Annotated in this window: 17 protein-coding genes; 11 read left to right on the forward strand and 6 right to left on the reverse strand. The window is 70.1% G+C overall.

The annotated features are described in order from the left end of the window. Nucleotides 1-37: 37 nt before the first annotated feature. The 4 genes from ON36_RS27580 (at nt 38) to ON36_RS27595 (ending at nt 3,177) form a co-directional block, all read left to right on the forward strand. Nucleotides 38-1,207: a thiolase family protein gene (locus ON36_RS27580; protein WP_043659546.1), complete on the forward strand. Its 1,170-nt coding sequence runs from the start codon at nt 38-40 to the stop codon at nt 1,205-1,207. 50 nt (nt 1,208-1,257) lie between these two features. Next, complete coding sequence (locus tag ON36_RS27585; RefSeq protein ID WP_043659549.1) at nt 1,258-2,229, forward strand: o-succinylbenzoate synthase; 972 nt, start codon at nt 1,258-1,260, stop codon at nt 2,227-2,229. 79 nt (nt 2,230-2,308) lie between these two features. Continuing rightward, the gene (locus tag ON36_RS27590) at nt 2,309-2,746 is read left to right on the forward strand and encodes a MarR family winged helix-turn-helix transcriptional regulator (RefSeq protein ID WP_043659613.1); all 438 of its coding nucleotides are present in this window, start codon (nt 2,309-2,311) and stop codon (nt 2,744-2,746) included. Between the two features lie 8 nt (nt 2,747-2,754). Beyond that, nucleotides 2,755-3,177 (forward strand): organic hydroperoxide resistance protein, encoded by a 423-nt coding sequence (locus ON36_RS27595; RefSeq protein ID WP_043659553.1) that lies wholly within the window; start codon nt 2,755-2,757, stop codon nt 3,175-3,177. Here the strand turns inward: ON36_RS27595 and ON36_RS27600 are convergent, their stop codons facing one another. Continuing rightward, nucleotides 3,178-3,705 (reverse strand): TIGR04338 family metallohydrolase, encoded by a 528-nt coding sequence (locus ON36_RS27600; RefSeq protein ID WP_043659557.1) that lies wholly within the window; start codon nt 3,703-3,705, stop codon nt 3,178-3,180. Continuing rightward, entirely contained in the window at nt 3,702-4,514 is an 813-nt protein-coding gene (locus ON36_RS27605; RefSeq protein WP_043659559.1) for a DUF2786 domain-containing protein, read from the reverse strand. Before ON36_RS27605 ends, ON36_RS27600 begins: the two co-directional genes overlap by 4 nt. 152 nt (nt 4,515-4,666) lie before the next feature. Between ON36_RS27605 and ON36_RS27610 the strand changes: the two genes are divergently transcribed. The 6 genes from ON36_RS27610 (at nt 4,667) to ON36_RS27635 (ending at nt 11,182) form a co-directional block, all read left to right on the forward strand. After that, nucleotides 4,667-5,944 (forward strand): ABC transporter substrate-binding protein, encoded by a 1,278-nt coding sequence (locus ON36_RS27610; RefSeq protein ID WP_043659561.1) that lies wholly within the window; start codon nt 4,667-4,669, stop codon nt 5,942-5,944. Nucleotides 5,945-5,989: 45 nt separating this feature from the next. After that, nucleotides 5,990-6,958: a carbohydrate ABC transporter permease gene (locus ON36_RS27615; protein WP_043659563.1), complete on the forward strand. Its 969-nt coding sequence runs from the start codon at nt 5,990-5,992 to the stop codon at nt 6,956-6,958. Continuing rightward, on the forward strand, nt 6,958-7,836 hold the full coding sequence (locus ON36_RS27620; RefSeq protein WP_083885462.1) for a carbohydrate ABC transporter permease: 879 nt from the start codon (nt 6,958-6,960) through the stop codon (nt 7,834-7,836). Before ON36_RS27615 ends, ON36_RS27620 begins: the two co-directional genes overlap by 1 nt. Nucleotides 7,837-7,917: 81 nt before the next feature. Beyond that, complete coding sequence (locus tag ON36_RS27625) at nt 7,918-10,086, forward strand: transglycosylase domain-containing protein (protein ID WP_052314404.1); 2,169 nt, start codon at nt 7,918-7,920, stop codon at nt 10,084-10,086. A 184-nt stretch (nt 10,087-10,270) separates the two neighbouring features. Continuing rightward, the gene (locus ON36_RS27630; RefSeq protein ID WP_043659566.1) at nt 10,271-10,741 is read left to right on the forward strand and encodes a GyrI-like domain-containing protein; all 471 of its coding nucleotides are present in this window, start codon (nt 10,271-10,273) and stop codon (nt 10,739-10,741) included. A gap of 3 nt (nt 10,742-10,744) precedes the next feature. After that, nucleotides 10,745-11,182 (forward strand): GyrI-like domain-containing protein, encoded by a 438-nt coding sequence (locus ON36_RS27635; RefSeq protein ID WP_043659568.1) that lies wholly within the window; start codon nt 10,745-10,747, stop codon nt 11,180-11,182. A gap of 237 nt (nt 11,183-11,419) precedes the next feature. On the opposite strand, the gene ON36_RS27640 is transcribed toward ON36_RS27635, so the two are convergent. The 4 genes from ON36_RS27640 to ON36_RS27655 all read right to left on the reverse strand — a co-directional run bounded on the left by ON36_RS27640 (nt 11,420) and on the right by ON36_RS27655 (nt 15,063). After that, nucleotides 11,420-12,529, reverse strand: a complete 1,110-nt coding sequence (locus ON36_RS27640) for an inositol-3-phosphate synthase (RefSeq protein WP_043659571.1) — start codon at nt 12,527-12,529, stop codon at nt 11,420-11,422. Next, a complete protein-coding gene (locus ON36_RS27645) occupies nt 12,522-13,079 on the reverse strand; it encodes a PadR family transcriptional regulator (RefSeq protein ID WP_043659574.1) in 558 nt (185 codons plus the stop codon). Before ON36_RS27645 ends, ON36_RS27640 begins: the two co-directional genes overlap by 8 nt. 125 nt (nt 13,080-13,204) lie before the next feature. Next, nucleotides 13,205-13,993 carry a DUF1707 SHOCT-like domain-containing protein gene (locus tag ON36_RS27650; RefSeq protein WP_043659577.1) on the reverse strand — a complete coding sequence of 263 codons (789 nt, stop codon included), beginning with the start codon at nt 13,991-13,993 and terminating at the stop codon, nt 13,205-13,207. Beyond that, a complete protein-coding gene (locus ON36_RS27655) occupies nt 13,990-15,063 on the reverse strand; it encodes a DUF1707 SHOCT-like domain-containing protein (protein WP_083885463.1) in 1,074 nt (357 codons plus the stop codon). The genes ON36_RS27650 and ON36_RS27655 overlap by 4 nt, the downstream gene beginning before the upstream one ends. Nucleotides 15,064-15,190: 127 nt before the next feature. Here ON36_RS27655 and ON36_RS27660 point away from each other — a divergent pair, with 127 nt between their 5' ends. Next, on the forward strand, nt 15,191-15,610 hold the full coding sequence (locus ON36_RS27660; protein ID WP_174377621.1) for a DUF5318 domain-containing protein: 420 nt from the start codon (nt 15,191-15,193) through the stop codon (nt 15,608-15,610). Nucleotides 15,611-15,810: the final 200 nt, after the last annotated feature.

The raw sequence follows: 15,810 nt of genomic DNA on the forward strand, positions 1-15,810 counted from the left end.
GCTGACTTTAGTTCTCACAAGTTAGAAAGGAACGGCCATGCGAGACGCGGTCATCGTGGAAGCGGTGCGGACACCGATCGGCCGGGGCAAGCCCGGCGGCGCGCTCCACGACGTACATCCGGTCGACCTGCTCGCGCACAGCCTGCGCGAGATCGTCGCGCGCAGCGGCATCGACCCGGCGCTCATCGATGACGTCATCGGCGGCATCGTCACCCAGGTCGGCGAGCAGGGCGCCAACATGACCCGGCGGGCCGCACTGGCCGCCGGCTACCCCGAATCCGTGCCCGCCACGACCGTGGACCGCCAGTGCGGCAGCAGCCAGCAGGCGATCCACTTCGCGGCGCAGGGCGTCATCGCGGGCGCCTACGACGTCGTGGTCGCCGCGGGCGTCGAATCCATGGGACGGGTGCCCATGGGCGCCAACATGATCGGCGCCACCGACTTCTCCGGCGAGGCGTTCGCGCGGCGCTACCCCGACGACCTGGTACCGCAGGGCATCAGCGCCGAACTCATCGCCGCGAAGTGGGGACTGACCCGCACCGAGCTCGACGAGTTCGCGCTGGCCAGTCACGAGAAGGCCGCGCGCGCCACCAAGGACGGGCTCTTCACCCCCGAACTCGCCCCGATCAACGGCCTGGCCACCGACGAGGGCATCCGCACCGGCAGCACCCTCGAGACCCTGGCGAAGCTGCGCCCGGCCTACTTCGACCCCGCGATGGCCGAACGATTCCCGCAGATCGGCTGGCAGATCACCGCCGCCTCGGCCAGCCAGGTCAGCGACGGCAGCGCCGCGGTCCTCATCACCACCAGCGAGAAGGCCGCCCAGCTCGGCCTGCGCCCGCTGGCCCGGCTGCACAGCTTCGCCGTGGCGGGCGACGACCCGCTGCTGATGCTGACCGCCGTGATCCCGGCCACCCGCAAGGTCCTCGACCGCGCCGGACTGACCCTGGCCGACATCGACCTGGTCGAGATCAACGAGGCCTTCTCGCCGGTGGTCCTGGCCTGGGCACGGGAGACCGGCGCCGACCTGTCGCGGGTCAACGTCAACGGCGGCGCCATCGCGCTGGGTCATCCGCTCGGCGCCTCCGGCGCCCGGCTGGCCACCACCCTGGTGCACGCCCTGCACCAGCGCGGGGCCCGCTACGGGCTGCAGACCATGTGCGAGGCGGGCGGATTGGCCAACGCCACCGTCATCGAACGACTGTGACCGCCGCGCGGGCGGCTCGCCACGGGCCGCCCGCGCAGTACGCTCGGACGATGATCAGCGAGACGTTCGTCTATGCGATTCCGCTGCGTACGCGGTTCCGGGGGATCACCGTGCGGGAGGGAATGCTGATCCGGGGCGAGGCGGGCTGGGGCGAGTTCTGCCCGTTCGCCGAGTACGGCGACCGCGAGGCCGCGCCGTGGCTGGCCACCGCCCTCGAGCAGGCGGAGAGCGGCTGGCCGGCGCCGGTGCGGGACCGGGTGGCGGTGAACTGCATCGTCCCCGCCGTCGGACCCGCGAAGGCCGCGCGGATCGTGCGCGAATCCGGTTGCGCCACGGCCAAGGTCAAGGTGGCCGACCATCCCGGGTCGCTGCGCGAGGACCTGGCACGGGTGGCGGCCGTGCGCGAGGCGCTCGGGGACACCGGCGCGGTCCGGGTGGACGCCAACGCCGTCTGGGACGTCGCCACCGCGGTGTCACGGATCATCGAACTCGACCGCGCCGCCGGGGGTTTGCAGTACGTGGAGCAGCCGTGCCGGACCGTCGGCGAACTCGCCGAGGTGCGCCGGCGGGTCGGGGTGCCGATCGCCGCGGACGAATCGATCCGGCGCGCCGAGGACCCGATGCGGGTGGCGGTCGCGGGCGCCGCCGACGTCGCGGTCCTGAAATGCGCTCCGCTGGGCGGGGTCCGGCGCGCGCTGGCGGTCGCGGCCGCCGCCGGGCTGCCGTCCGTGGTGTCCTCCGCGCTGGAGACCAGCGTCGGCCTCGCGGCCCAGCTGGCCCTCGCCGGCGCGCTGCCCGACCTCGACTTCGCCTGCGGGCTGGGCACTCTCGACCTGTTCGACGGCGACCTGGTCCACGATTCGCTGCGGCCGGTCGACGGCTTCCTGCCCGTACCGACCGCGCCGCCGGAGCCGGCGCCGGAGCTGCTCGACCGGTGGCGCTGCACGGACGACGAGCGGGTCGACTGGTGGCTGCGCCGCTACGAGCGCGTCCGGGCCGTCGTGGCGCGCACCGCGCGCTAGCGGCCGCGTCCGGCGGGTGTGACCCACGCCATGCCCGATTTGGTTGTGCACAACTCAATTGCGCCCTACTGTTGTGGACATGGCCGACAACCTCTCCCTCGACGAGCAGCTGTGTTTCCCGCTGTACGCCGCGTCCCGGGCGATGACCGCGGTCTACCGGCCGAAGCTGGAGAAGCTGGGCCTCACCTACCCCCAATACCTGGTGATGCTCGCGCTCTGGGAACGCGACGAACAGACCGTCGGCGAGCTCTGCCACGCCCTCGCCCTCGACTCGGGCACGCTGTCTCCGCTGCTCAAGCGGCTGGAGGCGGGCGGCTTCGTCCACCGGCGCCGATCCACCGCCGACGAGCGCCGGGTCGAGGTGGCGCTGACCGGCACCGGCCAGGAACTCCGGGCCGCGGCCTGCCGGATCCCCGAGGAGATGGCGCGGGCCGCCGGCCTGTCGGCCGAACAGGCAACCACCCTGCGGACGCTGCTGCGGACGCTCAACCAGTCCCTGACCGACCAGGAGAAATAGGAGCACCCATGTCGATCCTCTACACCGCCGAAGCCCTGTCCAGCGGCGACGGCCGCAACGGCACCGCGCGCACCAGCGACGGCAAGCTCGACGTGAAGCTGGCCTTCCCGAAGGAGATGGGCGGCAGCGGCGACGGCACCAACCCCGAGCAGCTGTTCGCCGCGGGCTACGCCGCGTGCTTCCACTCCGCGCTGCGGCTGGTCGGCACCAAGGCGGGCGCGAACGTCGCCGATTCCGCGGTGGGCGCCCAGGTCTCGCTCGAGCCGACCGCGACCGGCGGCTTCCAGCTCTCGGCGGTGCTGGAGATCTCGCTGCCGCATCTGTCCCGTGACGAAGCGCAGGCACTGGCCGACCAGGCCCACCAGGTCTGCCCGTACTCCAACGCCACCCGCGGCAACATCGACGTCCGGATCACCCTCGCCGAGGACTGATCACCCCGTCCGCACCCCGCATCCGTCGAAGGTGGCGCGCAACAGCAGCGCCGCCTCCGGCCCGATCACCCCGTCGACGAGTTCCAGGTAGCGGGTACAGAATTCGGGCCCGTGCGGGGCGAGGGCGACGCCGGCCGGCGCGAGATGGTGTGCCAGTTCGTGCAGCACAACCAGCTCGCGCAACGCCCAGGCGGTCGCGCCGGTGTGCAGCGGGACGGCCAGCACGGCGGACTCCGGTTCGTAGTGCGCCGCGGCGGCCCCGGCCCTGGCCCGCACCCCGACCGGGGTGCGGGCCCGTTCCCACCGCGACCGCACCCAGTTCAGGGCGAGCACCCGGTCGGCGTAGTCCTGCACCGATTCGACCGAGGCGAACCGCCGCTCCACCGGCAGGGTCAGCGTCGAGCCGTGGAACTGCACCGTGCGGTGACCGAATTCGGCCGCGCGGTCGAACATCCCGCGGACCAGCTGTTCCGCGTCGTAGACGCGGGCGCGCTGGGAGTCGCGCGGCGGTGCGCCCGCGCCGGTCATCGTCCGCCGGGCCCGAGTCTGCCCCGCGCGGCGGGCAATTCGGGGGACGCGCCCAACCGGGCATCGCGACCGGCCCGGTCCCCCGCGCGCCGCGCCGCCGCCGAATGACCCGTGGACGTCTGCGGGCCGCGCCACGTGCCCCTTGCCTCGGAGGTCCGCGCGTAGAAGTCGGTGAGCGCCACCTCCTTGTCGCGCAGGGCCACCGCGGTGCCGGTCGCCGAGTCCGGTGCCGCGGTCGTCTCGGCGACCACCTCCGCCTTCACCTCGGCCAGCCGCGCGCCGATCCGGGCCGCGAAGGCCATCTGGAAATTCAGCCGCGCGGTCACCCCGGCCACGGGCGCCTGCACCCGGCGCCGCACGGTGCGCCCGAACCGCCGCTCCTCGACCACCTTGGTGACGGTGGCCTCCCGGTAGGCACCGGACTTGATGTAGTGGTCCGAGGCCCGCACCATCTGGATCAGCAGACTCGTATAGAGCGCTTCGCAGGTGTCGATGTCGGTGTCGAACCCGTAGGCGTAGACCTGCGCCGAGCTGCGCGCCACATCGCAGCGGACGTCGTTGGCGGTGGCGATGGCGACGAAGAGCTGCACGTAGGTGCGCAAACCCTTCTTTCCCGGCTCGCCGATCGGGATGATCCGCTGGACCGGCACCGGGCGGCGCTCCCGCGCGGCGATGTGCGAGCGCGCCACGGCCAGGTCGATCGAAGATTTTGTGGCCAGCCGCTGCGCCGCGGCGAGAAACGCCTCCGCCTCGTGCGCGTTGTCGGTCGATTCGGCCTTGCGCAGCAGCCCACCGATGCGGGTGAGCATCCGATCAGGAGTCGCCGGCGAACTGGTCACCGGATCGAGCCTACGGGAGATCAACCGACGGCGAACCCACGCGGATGATCTAGACCCTGTATGTTGCCTTGTGCACCGATTCGGTGTGCTGCTGCTCACGTCTCGACCATGGAGTGTCCGCTATGGCCCTGAAGTTCGTCCCACGAGCGACGCTGGCTGCCGCCTCGATCGCGCTGCTGACAGCCTCCTTCACCAGTGCGTGCTCGAGCGACGACGGCGGCAACGCCCTTGGCCAGAATCTCACCGACCGGGGCCCGATCACCTACGTCGAGGGCAAGGACACCACCGAGACCGGTGTGGTCAAGCAGCTCATCGACCGCTGGAACGCCGCGCACCCCAACGAGCAGGTGACGTTCAAGGAGCAGTCGGCCGACGCCAACCAGCAGCACGACGACCTCGTCGAGCACTTCCGCTCCAAGCAGTCCGGCTACGACGTGGTCGCCCTCGACGTGCCGTGGACCGCCGAGTTCGCCGCCAAGGGCTGGATCCAGCCGCTGAAGGACACCTTCGCGATCGACACCGCGCCGCTGCTCGCGCCGACCGTGGCCAGCGCCACCTACAACGGCACCCTCTACGCGGCCCCGCGCAACACCAACGGCGGCCTGCTGTACTACCGCAAGGACCTGGTGCCCAACCCGCCGCGCACCTGGACCGAGATGCTCGGCCAGTGCCAGATCGCGCGCGAGAACAACATCGGCTGCTACGCCGGTCAGCTCGCCCCCTACGAGGGCCTGACCGTGAACACCTCCGAGGTCATCAACGCCTACGGCGGCAGCTTCGTCGGCGCCGACGGCAAGACCCCCACCGTCAACAGCCCCGAGTCGCGGGCCGGCCTGAAGGTGCTCGTCGACGCCTACAAGAACGGCGACATCCCGAAGGAGGCCATCACCTTCAAGGAGGGTGAGAGCGCCAACGCCTTCGAGACCGGCAAGCTGCTGTTCCTGCGCAACTGGCCCTACCTCTACGCCCAGGCGGGCTCGGACTCCTCGGCCGTCAAGGACAAGTTCGGCGTCGCCCCGCTGCCCGGCAACACCGGCATCGGCGCCTCGACCCTGGGCGGCTACAACGCCGCCATCTCCGCGTTCTCCAAGAACAAGGCCACCGCCGCGGACTTCGTGCGCTACCTGATCAGCGAGGAGGCGCAGCACATCATCGCCTCCGGCGCCCTGCCGTCCGTGCGCACCTCGCTCTACGACGACCCCGCCCTGATCGCCAAGATGCCGTACCTGCCCGCGCTCAAGGAGTCCATCGCCTCGGCGGTGCCGCGTCCGGTCACCCCGTTCTATCCCGCGGTGTCGAAGGCCATCCAGGACAACGCCTATGCTGCGCTGAACGGCACGAAGTCCGTCGACGACGCCATCGTCGGCATGCAGAAGGGCATCGAGACCGCCGGTTCGTAGCGGATCGCGCAGCGGACCCGACCAGACCGTAGGAGAGAGTAAACGGTGTCGGATCCTTCGGGAGCCAAGCAGCGCGGCCTTGCGCTGCAATCCGGTAGGGCATGGTTGTTCGTCGCGCCGGTGCTCGTCGCACTGGCGATCGTCATCGGATATCCGGTGGCGCGGGCGATCTGGATGTCGTTCCAGAAGGATCCGGGCCTCGACCCGGCCACCGGAATGTTCGTCGAGGGCGGCAGCGCCGGCTTCGACAACTACACCCACTGGCTGCTGCAGCAGTGCAGCACCGCCGCCGGGACCGTGCCCTGCCCCACCGGCACCCTCGGCGCGCAGTTCTGGACCGCGGTCGGGGTCACGCTGTTCTTCACCGTGGTCACGGTGACGCTCGAGGCCGTGCTCGGCCTCGGCATGGCCGTGATCATGGGCAAGACCTTCCGCGGGCGCGCCCTGCTGCGCGCCGCCGTGCTGATTCCGTGGGCCATCCCCACGGCCGTCACCGCGCGCCTGTGGGAGTTCATGTTCCAGTACGACGGCGTGGTCAACCGCGTGCTCGGCACCCACATCCTGTGGACCGCCGACGAGTGGCCCGCCCGGTTCGCGGTGATCGCCGCCGACGTCTGGAAGACCACGCCGTTCATGGCCCTGCTGATCCTGGCCGGCCTGCAGGTGATCCCGGCCGACGTGTACGAGGCTGCCAAGGTCGACGGCGCCACCGCCTGGCAGCGGTTCTGGCACATCACCCTGCCGCTGCTCAAGCCCGCCCTGCTGGTCGCGGTGCTGTTCCGCACCATGGACGCGCTGCGCATGTACGACCTGCCCGCCATCATGACGCTGAACAACGACGCCACCCGCACCATGTCGATCCTGGTGGTCGACCAGGTGCGCCAGGGCCCCAACAGCGCGGCCGCCCTCTCCACGATCACCTTCCTGCTGGTGTTCGGCATCGCGTTCGTCCTGGTGAAGATCCTGGGCGCCAACGCGGTTCGCACGCAGGAAGAGCAGCGGAAGGCGAACTGATGAGCTACCCGAAATCCCCCGCGCCCGACGTCCGCCCGGTGAGCTGGAAGAAGCGCTTCGGCAGCGTCCGGCTCTACGTGGGCGTGCTGATCATCCTGGTGTGGGGTCTCGCGCCGTTCTACTGGATGGCCGTCGTCGCCTTCCGCGACCCCGCCTACACCTTCGACTCGACCCCGTGGCCGACCCACGTCACGTTCGAGAACTTCCAGAACGCCTTCGACACCAGCCGCGGCAACGACTTCGGCAACGCGCTGATCAACAGCGTCATCATCGGCGCGGCGACGACGGCGATCGCGCTGATCCTCGGTGTGATGGCCGCCTACGCGCTGGCGCGGATGACCTTCAAGGGCAAGTACCTGGTCTCCGGGCTCATCCTGAGCGCGTCGATGTTCCCGGCCGTCGTCCTGGTGACCCCGCTGTTCCAGCTGTTCACCAACATCGGCTGGATCGGCCAGTACCAGGCGATGATCATCCCGAACATCTCCTTCGTGCTGCCCATGACCGTCTACATCCTGGCCTCGTTCTTCGCCGAATTGCCGTGGGAGCTCGAAGAAGCCGCGCGGATCGACGGCGCGTCCAAGTTCCAGGCGTTCCGGCTGGTCATGCTGCCGCTGGCCGCGCCCGCGGTGTTCACCACCGCGATCCTGGCGTTCATCGCCGCGGTCAACGAGTACCTGCTGGCCCGGCTGCTGTCGAGCCAGTCCACCGAGCCGGTCACCGTGGCCATCGCCCGGTTCTCCGGCAACGACCCGCTGGTCCAGCCGTACGCGTCGATCATGGCCGCCGGCACGATCGTCACCATCCCGCTGGTGATCATGGTGCTGATCTTCCAGCGCCGCATCATCTCCGGCCTGACCGCGGGTGGCGTGAAGTCCTGATCGACTTCGCCCCGGTCAGGGGCGGGTCGGGGGTCTGTCGGTCCACGGGATCCGGGCCCACGGCGGGTACAGTTTCCTGCTGTGGGTTCGGACGCGCCGTACACCTCGATCGCGGGTTTCACCGACCCGCTGGCCCCCAAGGGCGAGGCGCGACGTGCCCAGGCCGCCAAGCTGGCGCCCGAGGACAAGCCCCCGCGCACCAGGGCCCAGCGGATCCGGCGGCTGATCCTCGCGCTGTTCGTCCTGTTCGTCTGCGTGCCCGCGCTGCTGTTCCTGGCGGTGTACTGGAGCGCGGAGATCCCCGAGCCCGCCGAGGTCGCGGTGCAGCAGCCCGCCACCATCCTCGCGGTCGACGGCACCACCGTGCTGACGAAAGTGATTCCCCCGCAGGGCAACCGGGTCCCGATCCCGCTGACCGACGTGCCGCCGCAGACGCGGGCCGCCGTGCTCGCCGCCGAGGACCGGAACTTCTACACCAACCCCGGCTACTCCACGAGCGGGTTCCTGCGCGCCGCCCGGGACAACCTGCTCGGCCACGACGACGCGGGCGGCGGGTCGACCATCACCCAGCAGTACGTCAAGAACGCCTTCCTCAGCTCCGAACGCACCGTCACCCGCAAGATGCGCGAGCTCGTCATCGCCGCCAAGATGTCGCGGCAGTGGAGCAAGGACGAGATCCTGGCCGCCTACCTGAACACCATCTACTACGGTCGCGGGGCGTACGGCATCGCCGCGGCCGCGCAGGCCTACTTCGCCAAGCCCGTGCCGGAGCTGAGCCTGGCCGAGGGCGCGGTGCTGGCCGCGGTGATCCGCTCCCCCTCGGTGCTCGACCCGGAGACCCACCTCGACCAGCTGCGCAACCGCTGGCGGTACGTGCTCGACGGCATGGTGGAGATGAAGGTCATCACCGCCGCCGAACGGGACGCGACCCAGTTCCCCGGCATCATCCCGCTCGCCGACATCCCCGAGGACACCACCGCGCGCGGTCCCGAGGGGCTGCTGCGCACCCAGGTCCTCCGTGAGCTGCGCGAGTCCGGGATCAGCCAGAACGACATCGACACCGGCGCGCTGCAGATCGTCACCACCATCGACCCGCGCGCGCAGGCGGGCGCGGTCGACACCGTGCGTCAACGGCTGGCGAACCAGCCCGCCGAACTGCGCTCGGCGGTGGTGTCGATCGACCCGCGCTCGGGGGCGGTGCGCGCCTACTACGGCGGCGAGGACGGGGTCGGGTTCGACTTCGCGCAGGCCCCGCTGCAAACCGGTTCCGCCTTCAAGGTTTTCGCGGTGATCGCCGCCCAGCAGCAGGGTATCCCGGTGACCCGCGCGCTGGACAGCTCCCCGATCACCGACCGCGGCACCACCATCACCAACGTCGACGGCGACTCCTGCGGACGCTGCTCCATGGCCGAGGCGCTCAAACGCTCGCTGAACACCAGCTTCTACCGGCTGACCATGACCATGGCCGACGGGCCACGCGCCATCGCCACCGCCGCCCATCAGGCGGGCATCCCCGAGTACATCCCCGGCGTCCAGGGCGAAAGCCTCACCGAGGCGGGCGAACCCCCGCTCAACGGCATCGTGCTCGGCCAGTACCTGGTGCGCCCGATCGACATGGCCTCGGCCTACGCGACGCTCGGCGCGGGTGGCATCTACCACCAGCCGTTCTTCGTCCAGAAGGTGACCGCGGGCGACGGGCGCGTCCTGCTCGACCGGGACCCGGCGCACACCGTCGGCAAGCAGCTTCCGCTGCCCGAACAGCGGCTCACCCCCGCCGTCGCCGACGCGACCACGCAGGCCATGCTGCCGATCGCCAACTACTCCAACGGGCACGGCCTGGCGGGCGGCAGGCCGTCGGCCGCCAAGACCGGGACCACCCAGCTCGGGACGAGCAAGCAGAACAAGGACGCCTGGATGATCGGCTACACGCCGTCGCTGTCGACGGCGGTGTGGATCGGCACCGAGCAGCCGCAACCGATCCGCACCGCGCGCGGCGCCGACATCTACGGCTCCGGCCTGCCCGCCGACATCTGGAAACAGGTCATGGACATCGCCCTGGCCGACACGCCCGTCGAGCAGTTCACCCTCGCGCCGCTGCCCACCGCCGGGGTCGCGCCCCCGCGCGCCCCGAGCGGCGGGGACTACGACATCCTCAATCCCCCGAGCAACACCCCGCGCCGCGCGCCGGTCATCGTCATCCCGCCCGCGCCGGGCAACACCGAGATCTTCCCCGGTATCGGCGGCAACTGAACAGGTTGCAAGATCACGGATTGACCCACGACGACCACGGTGGCCCTTCGACATGGCAACATCTCCTGCCAGAGCGTGAAGCCACACCGACCGGCGCGCCGCACGGCCCGGCGCGCAATCTGTCATACCGATGCGGGAGGATATGCGCTCGAGCGACGACGAACTAGACATAGGGGCTACGCAGGTGGAATTCGATGTCGTTGACCGTCCCGAGACGCTGATCGCGGGGACGGTGCTCCGCAGTCCGGCGCTCGCGGTCGAGGGACCGCGTCGCGCCCGGGTCGTCGAGGCCTGGGAACGTTTGTCGGCCAGGCCGGAGCTACCTGGTCCCACCGCCACCGCCTATGTCGACTTCGCGCCGGAGATCAACTCCTACCTCACCCACCTGGTGGGCTACGAGTGCAAGACCGTCGACGACATGCAGACCGGTGACGTACTCGGCCGCATCCCGGCAGGCCGCTACGCCCGTTTCGTCGGGCGCGGCGAGAACCTGGGCGACACCATCGTCACGCTGTGGCGCCAGATCTGGGACGCCGAGGCGGCGGGCACGATCGAGCGCGCCTACACCGGAGACTGCGAGAACTATCCCGACAAGAACACCGTCGAAATCTACGTCTCGCTGGCGGCCGATGGTGCGGACAAGGACGGCGAGTAAGCCATGGCAGCTGCTGTCGAATTCGAGATCGTCACCCTGGAGCAGGGGCTGGTGGCCGGCCTGACCGTGCCGCTGGCGGGCCGCGAGGTCACCGCCCGCGACCTGGACCTGGTCAACTTCACCTGGGACCGCTACCTCGCCCGCGAGAAGGACGCCGCCCGCGCGGCCGCCTACATCGGCCAGAACGACCACGCCGTCGCCGTCCTCGGCTACGAGGTCGCCGGACTCGACGAGGTCGACGAGGGCGACGTGCTGACCCGCATCCCCGCGGGCCGCTACGCCAAGTTCGTCGTCTCCGACAAGCCCTACGACCTCCTGCGCACCGCGTGGGCCCAGGTGGTCAAGGCGGAGAACGCGGGCATGATCACCCGCTCCCACACCGCCGAACTCGAGCGCTACACGGGCCCGACCAGCGTGGAAGTGTATGTGTCACTGAGCTGATCACACGCGGAACCCGGCTCCGGGAGCGTGCCTGCCCGCTCGTCAGCGAATCCGTTCCCAGCGCCGCCCCGCCCGAAGCGACCCCACCGGGCCGACGTCGAGGAGGCGCCGCCGCGCAGCGGCGGTCGCGGCCGGTCCGACGAAAAGCGGGGCTGGACAACGTGCCGAAGGCACAAGTCCAGCCCCGCTTTTCGTCAGGCCCTACAGGGCCGCGACTCGAGCGCGCAAGCCCTCCGATTACTCGGCGCCGATGATGAAGGCTTCCAGCTGGGCGCGGGCCACGTCGTCGGCGATCTGCTCCGGCGGGGACTTCATCAGGTAGGCCGAGGCCGGGATGACGGGGCCGCCGATGCCGCGGTCCTTGGCGATCTTGGCGGCGCGCACGGCGTCGATGATGATGCCCGCCGAGTTCGGCGAGTCCCACACCTCGAGCTTGTACTCCAGGTTCAGCGGCACGTCACCGAAGGCGCGACCCTCGAGGCGGACGTAGGCCCACTTGCGGTCGTCGAGCCACTCGACGTAGTCCGAGGGGCCGATGTGCACGTTGCGGTCGTGCACCTTGCCCGAGAGCGGACCGTTGAGGTTGGAAGTGACGGCCTGGGTCTTGGACACCTTCTTCGACTCCAGACGCTCGCGCTCGAGCATGTTCTTGAAGTCCATGTTGCCGCCGACGTTCAGCTGGTAGGTGCGGTCGAGCACCACGCCGCGGTCCTCGAACAGCTTGGCCATCACGCGGTGGGTGATGGTCGCGCCGACCTGCGACTTGATGTCGTCGCCGACGATCGGGACGCCGGCGTCGACGAACTTCTGCGCCCACTCCGGGTCGGAGGCGATGAACACCGGCAGCGCGTTGACGAAGGCCACGCCCGCGTCGATGGCGCACTGGGCGTAGAACTTGTCCGCCTCTTCCGAGCCGACGGGCAGGTAGGACACGAGGACGTCGACCTTCGCGTCCTTCAGCGCCTTCACGACGTCGACCGCGGGAGCCTCGGACTCCTCGATGGTCAGCGCGTAGTACTTGCCGATACCGTCGAGGGTCGGGCCGCGCTGGACCGTCACGTCGGTGGGCGGCACGTCGGAGATCTTGATGGTGTTGTTCTCGCTGGCGAAGATCGCCTCGGCCAGGTCGAAGCCGACCTTCTTGGCGTCGACGTCGAACGCGGCGACGAACTTCACGTCCCGGACGTGGTAGGGGCCGAACTTGACGTGCATGAGGCCGGGGACGCTGGCCGACTCGTCGGCGTCCTTGTAGTACTGAACGCCCTGAACCAGGGACGACGCGCAGTTGCCGACACCGACGATGGCGACGCGAACCTCGCCGGCCTCAGCCTTGTTTACATCACTCATGGCCGATTTTTCCCTCTTTCTGTGGTGCCGCCTTCGTCGATTGCTCCGCCGCAATCAACTCGTTGAGCCAGCGCACTTCGCGCTCGCTTGATTCCAGACCGAGCTGGTGGAGCTGGCGGGTGTAGCGGTCCAGCGAGCCGCTGGCCCGCTTGATCGCCTCGCGCAGCCCCTCTCGGCGCTCCTCGACCTGGCGACGCCTGCCCTCCAGGATCCGCATCCTCGCCTCGGCGGGGGTGCGGCTGAAGAAGGCGAGGTGAACGCCGAAGCCGTCATCGGTGTAGTTCTGCGGACCGGTGTCGGCGAGGAGCTCGTTGAAACGCTCCCGGCCGACCGGGGTCAGCCGGTAGACGCGCCGCGCCCTGCGCGCGGTCGCGCCCTCCGGAATCTCCTCGGCGATCAGCCCGTCGGTCTGCATGCGGCGCAGCGTCGGGTAGAGCGAACCGTAGGAGAAGGCCCGAAACGCTCCGAGCAGGCCCGTCAACCGCTTGCGCAGTTCGTAGCCGTGCATGGGCGACTCGAGGAGCAGGCCGAGAATCGCCAGTTCCAGCATTCGGGCCTCACCCCCTGACTTGTCGACAGACCTAACCGATGGATGCGACTTCCCACTATATCGGAGCGATACATCTAGGCACAGCGGAACCCCACCGATCCGGGTATTTTCCCAGGTCGGAGGGGCTACTTGATGACCTCGATCACCTCTCCGGCGAAAGTGAACGTGAGATAGCCGGTCTCGTTCTCGAACTGCGGGTTCTTGACGTAGATCCGGATCTGCGGGCTCGGGTTCTTCCGCAGCGGCTTGTCGAAGTCGATGATGACGTGCGTGATCCGGCCGTCCGGGATACCCACGGTCCGCGCGGCGCCCGCCCGCAGCGCCGCGTAGGCGCGCAGGTCGATGGCGCCCAGGTCGAACGAGGGCGCGTCGCGGTCGCGGTTGTCCGGCGATCGCCACGTGTCGAAGGATCCGTCGTAGTGGTAGTCGTCGGCCTTGCCGGGGGTGCTCGACGCCCGCACGGCGCTGGCGTACCCCGGGTAGAGGGTGACGTCGTCGGCGGTGGTCGAACCGAACTCGGCCCGGTATTCGGCCAGGTAGTAGGCGATGCCGTCGGCCGTGGTCAGGTCGGGGACGTCCTCGCCCGCCACGGCGCCGGTCACCGCGCGCCCCAGCAGGCCGACGACGGCGCCGAGCGCGCCCGCGCCGAGGATCGCCACGGGCGCGATCCACCACCGGCTGCTCGCGGCCGAACGCCCGCGCACGACCGGCTTGTTCGCCAGGCGGCCGGGGACCTGCAGGTCGTCGATGAGCGCGTCCAGGTCGGCGATGGTCTCGGCGCGCATCGCGCGTTCGGTGCGGCGGGCGTGTTCGGTCTCGGTGAGCTGACCGTCGGCCAGGGCGGCGTCGATCAGGCCGCACGCGTCGGCGCGATCGGCGTCGCGGGCGCGCAGGCGCTGGGACGGTGTCTTCATCGGGGGCCCTTGTATTCGTAGACCTGGAGCACCGCGCCCGCGGGGGTGAGCTCGATCCGCCCGCTCTGCTTCAGTTCGTTGGTGACATAGACGCTGAGCACGACCTGATCGCGGAACGAGCTGTCCTCGGCGAGCCGGATCATCGAGACGACGCCGTCGGGCACCCCGACGGTGGCGGGCGCGCCGGCGAGGACGCGACCGAGCACGCCGGGGTCGATCGCGGCGAGGTCGGCGACGGCGGTCTCGCGTTTCCGGGTGCTGATCTGCTCGCCTGCGCGCTCGAACCCGCCGCGGTAGGTGTACTCCTCGGACCAGTCCGGGCGGTCGTTCACCATGCGCTTCACCGAGGCGTGGGTGTCGTGCAGGTAGACCTCGTCGACCAGCCCGTTACCGAATTTGGCCAGGTAGTCGGCCCGGAACTGGACGAAGCCCTCGAGGCTCGCGGGCCGGGGCGTCGGGATCACCCGGGGCGCGACGGCGCCGAAGCCCGGGGTCAGCGCCGCCGGGACGGGTCGCGCGGGTTCGCGCACGGTCCAGACGAAGCCGCCGACCGCGGCGGCGACCACGGCGGCGGCGGTCGCGGTCCGCAGGTAGACGTGGCGGCGCGACCTCGGCCGCGCCGGCCGCGGGGCGGGCGCGTACTGGAGGTCGGCGACGAGGGTGGACAGGTCGCCGAGGGTGCGCGCCTCGGCGGCCAGTTGGGTCAGCGCGGTGTGCTCGTCGGCGTCGAGCTGACCCTGTGCGCGCGCCTCGTCGAGGACGTGGACGGTGGCCTCGCGGTCCCGGTCGCGGGCGCGCACCCGGGCGGGATAGGTGTCGCCGCGGCCGCGGCGGAGCGGGGTCCGCGCGGATTCCGGTGCGGCGCCGCCGAACACGACGGGGGACTGCAGATCGGCGGTGAGCCCGCGCAATTCCCCCAGTGTCCTGGCGTTTCCCGCCCGTTCGACCCGGTCGTGGTACTCCTGCGGCGAGAGCTGACCCTCGGCGTAGGCGGCGTCAAGCACAGTGGACACCTGCGCGCGATCGATATCACGCGCCCGGAGCGAGGACTCGCGACCCGAATCAGACATAAAGGCCCTCGGACCCTCTTGACGACGAACACCGGCCACCCCGGTACCCAGGGGAGTCTAGGGCCAAACCCGGGCAGAAGGAGAAGGGCGAGGGCGGCGCCCACCGATCCCCGCTACTCTGGGTCTCGTGCGAATTCAGCGGCAGGTGGTCGACTATGCGCTCCGGCGCCGGTCGCTGCTGGCCGACGTCTACGCGGGCCGGGTCCGGGTGGGCGAGGTCTGTGACGCCGATCCCTACCTGCTCAGGGCCGCGAAGTTCCACGGCCGGAACAGCGAGGTGACGTGCCCGATCTGCCGGAAAGAGCAGCTGACCCTCGTATCGTGGGTCTACGGCGACGGGCTCGGTCAGATGGCGGGTTCGGCGCGGACACCGGAGGAACTGGCCCGGCTGGCGGAGACGAACGAGGAGTTCTCCGTCCACGTGGTCGAGGTGTGCCGAAGCTGCAGCTGGAATCATCTGGTGCAGTCCTATGTACTCGGATCGACTCCGGCACCGGCACGCCGTCGCACGAATTCGCGAGCAGGGCGGCGTACGGCCGCCGAGTGATGCACTGCTTTCCGGAGTGTGTCGTGGCACCGCCGGGTGACCGGCGGTGCTCCGGTGCGCCCCGTGCTGTTGGCCCTATCGAGTTATGGAGATCTTGTCAGTGAATTCGCCCTACGAGACTTCCCCCTACGGCGATGACCCGCACGGCGGCCGTCCACCTCGGAATTCACGACCCGATCTACCGCAGCCGGGCGCGCGCC

Source organism: Nocardia thailandica NBRC 100428 (assembly GCF_000308795.1).
GTDB lineage: Bacteria > Actinomycetota > Actinomycetes > Mycobacteriales > Mycobacteriaceae > Nocardia > Nocardia thailandica.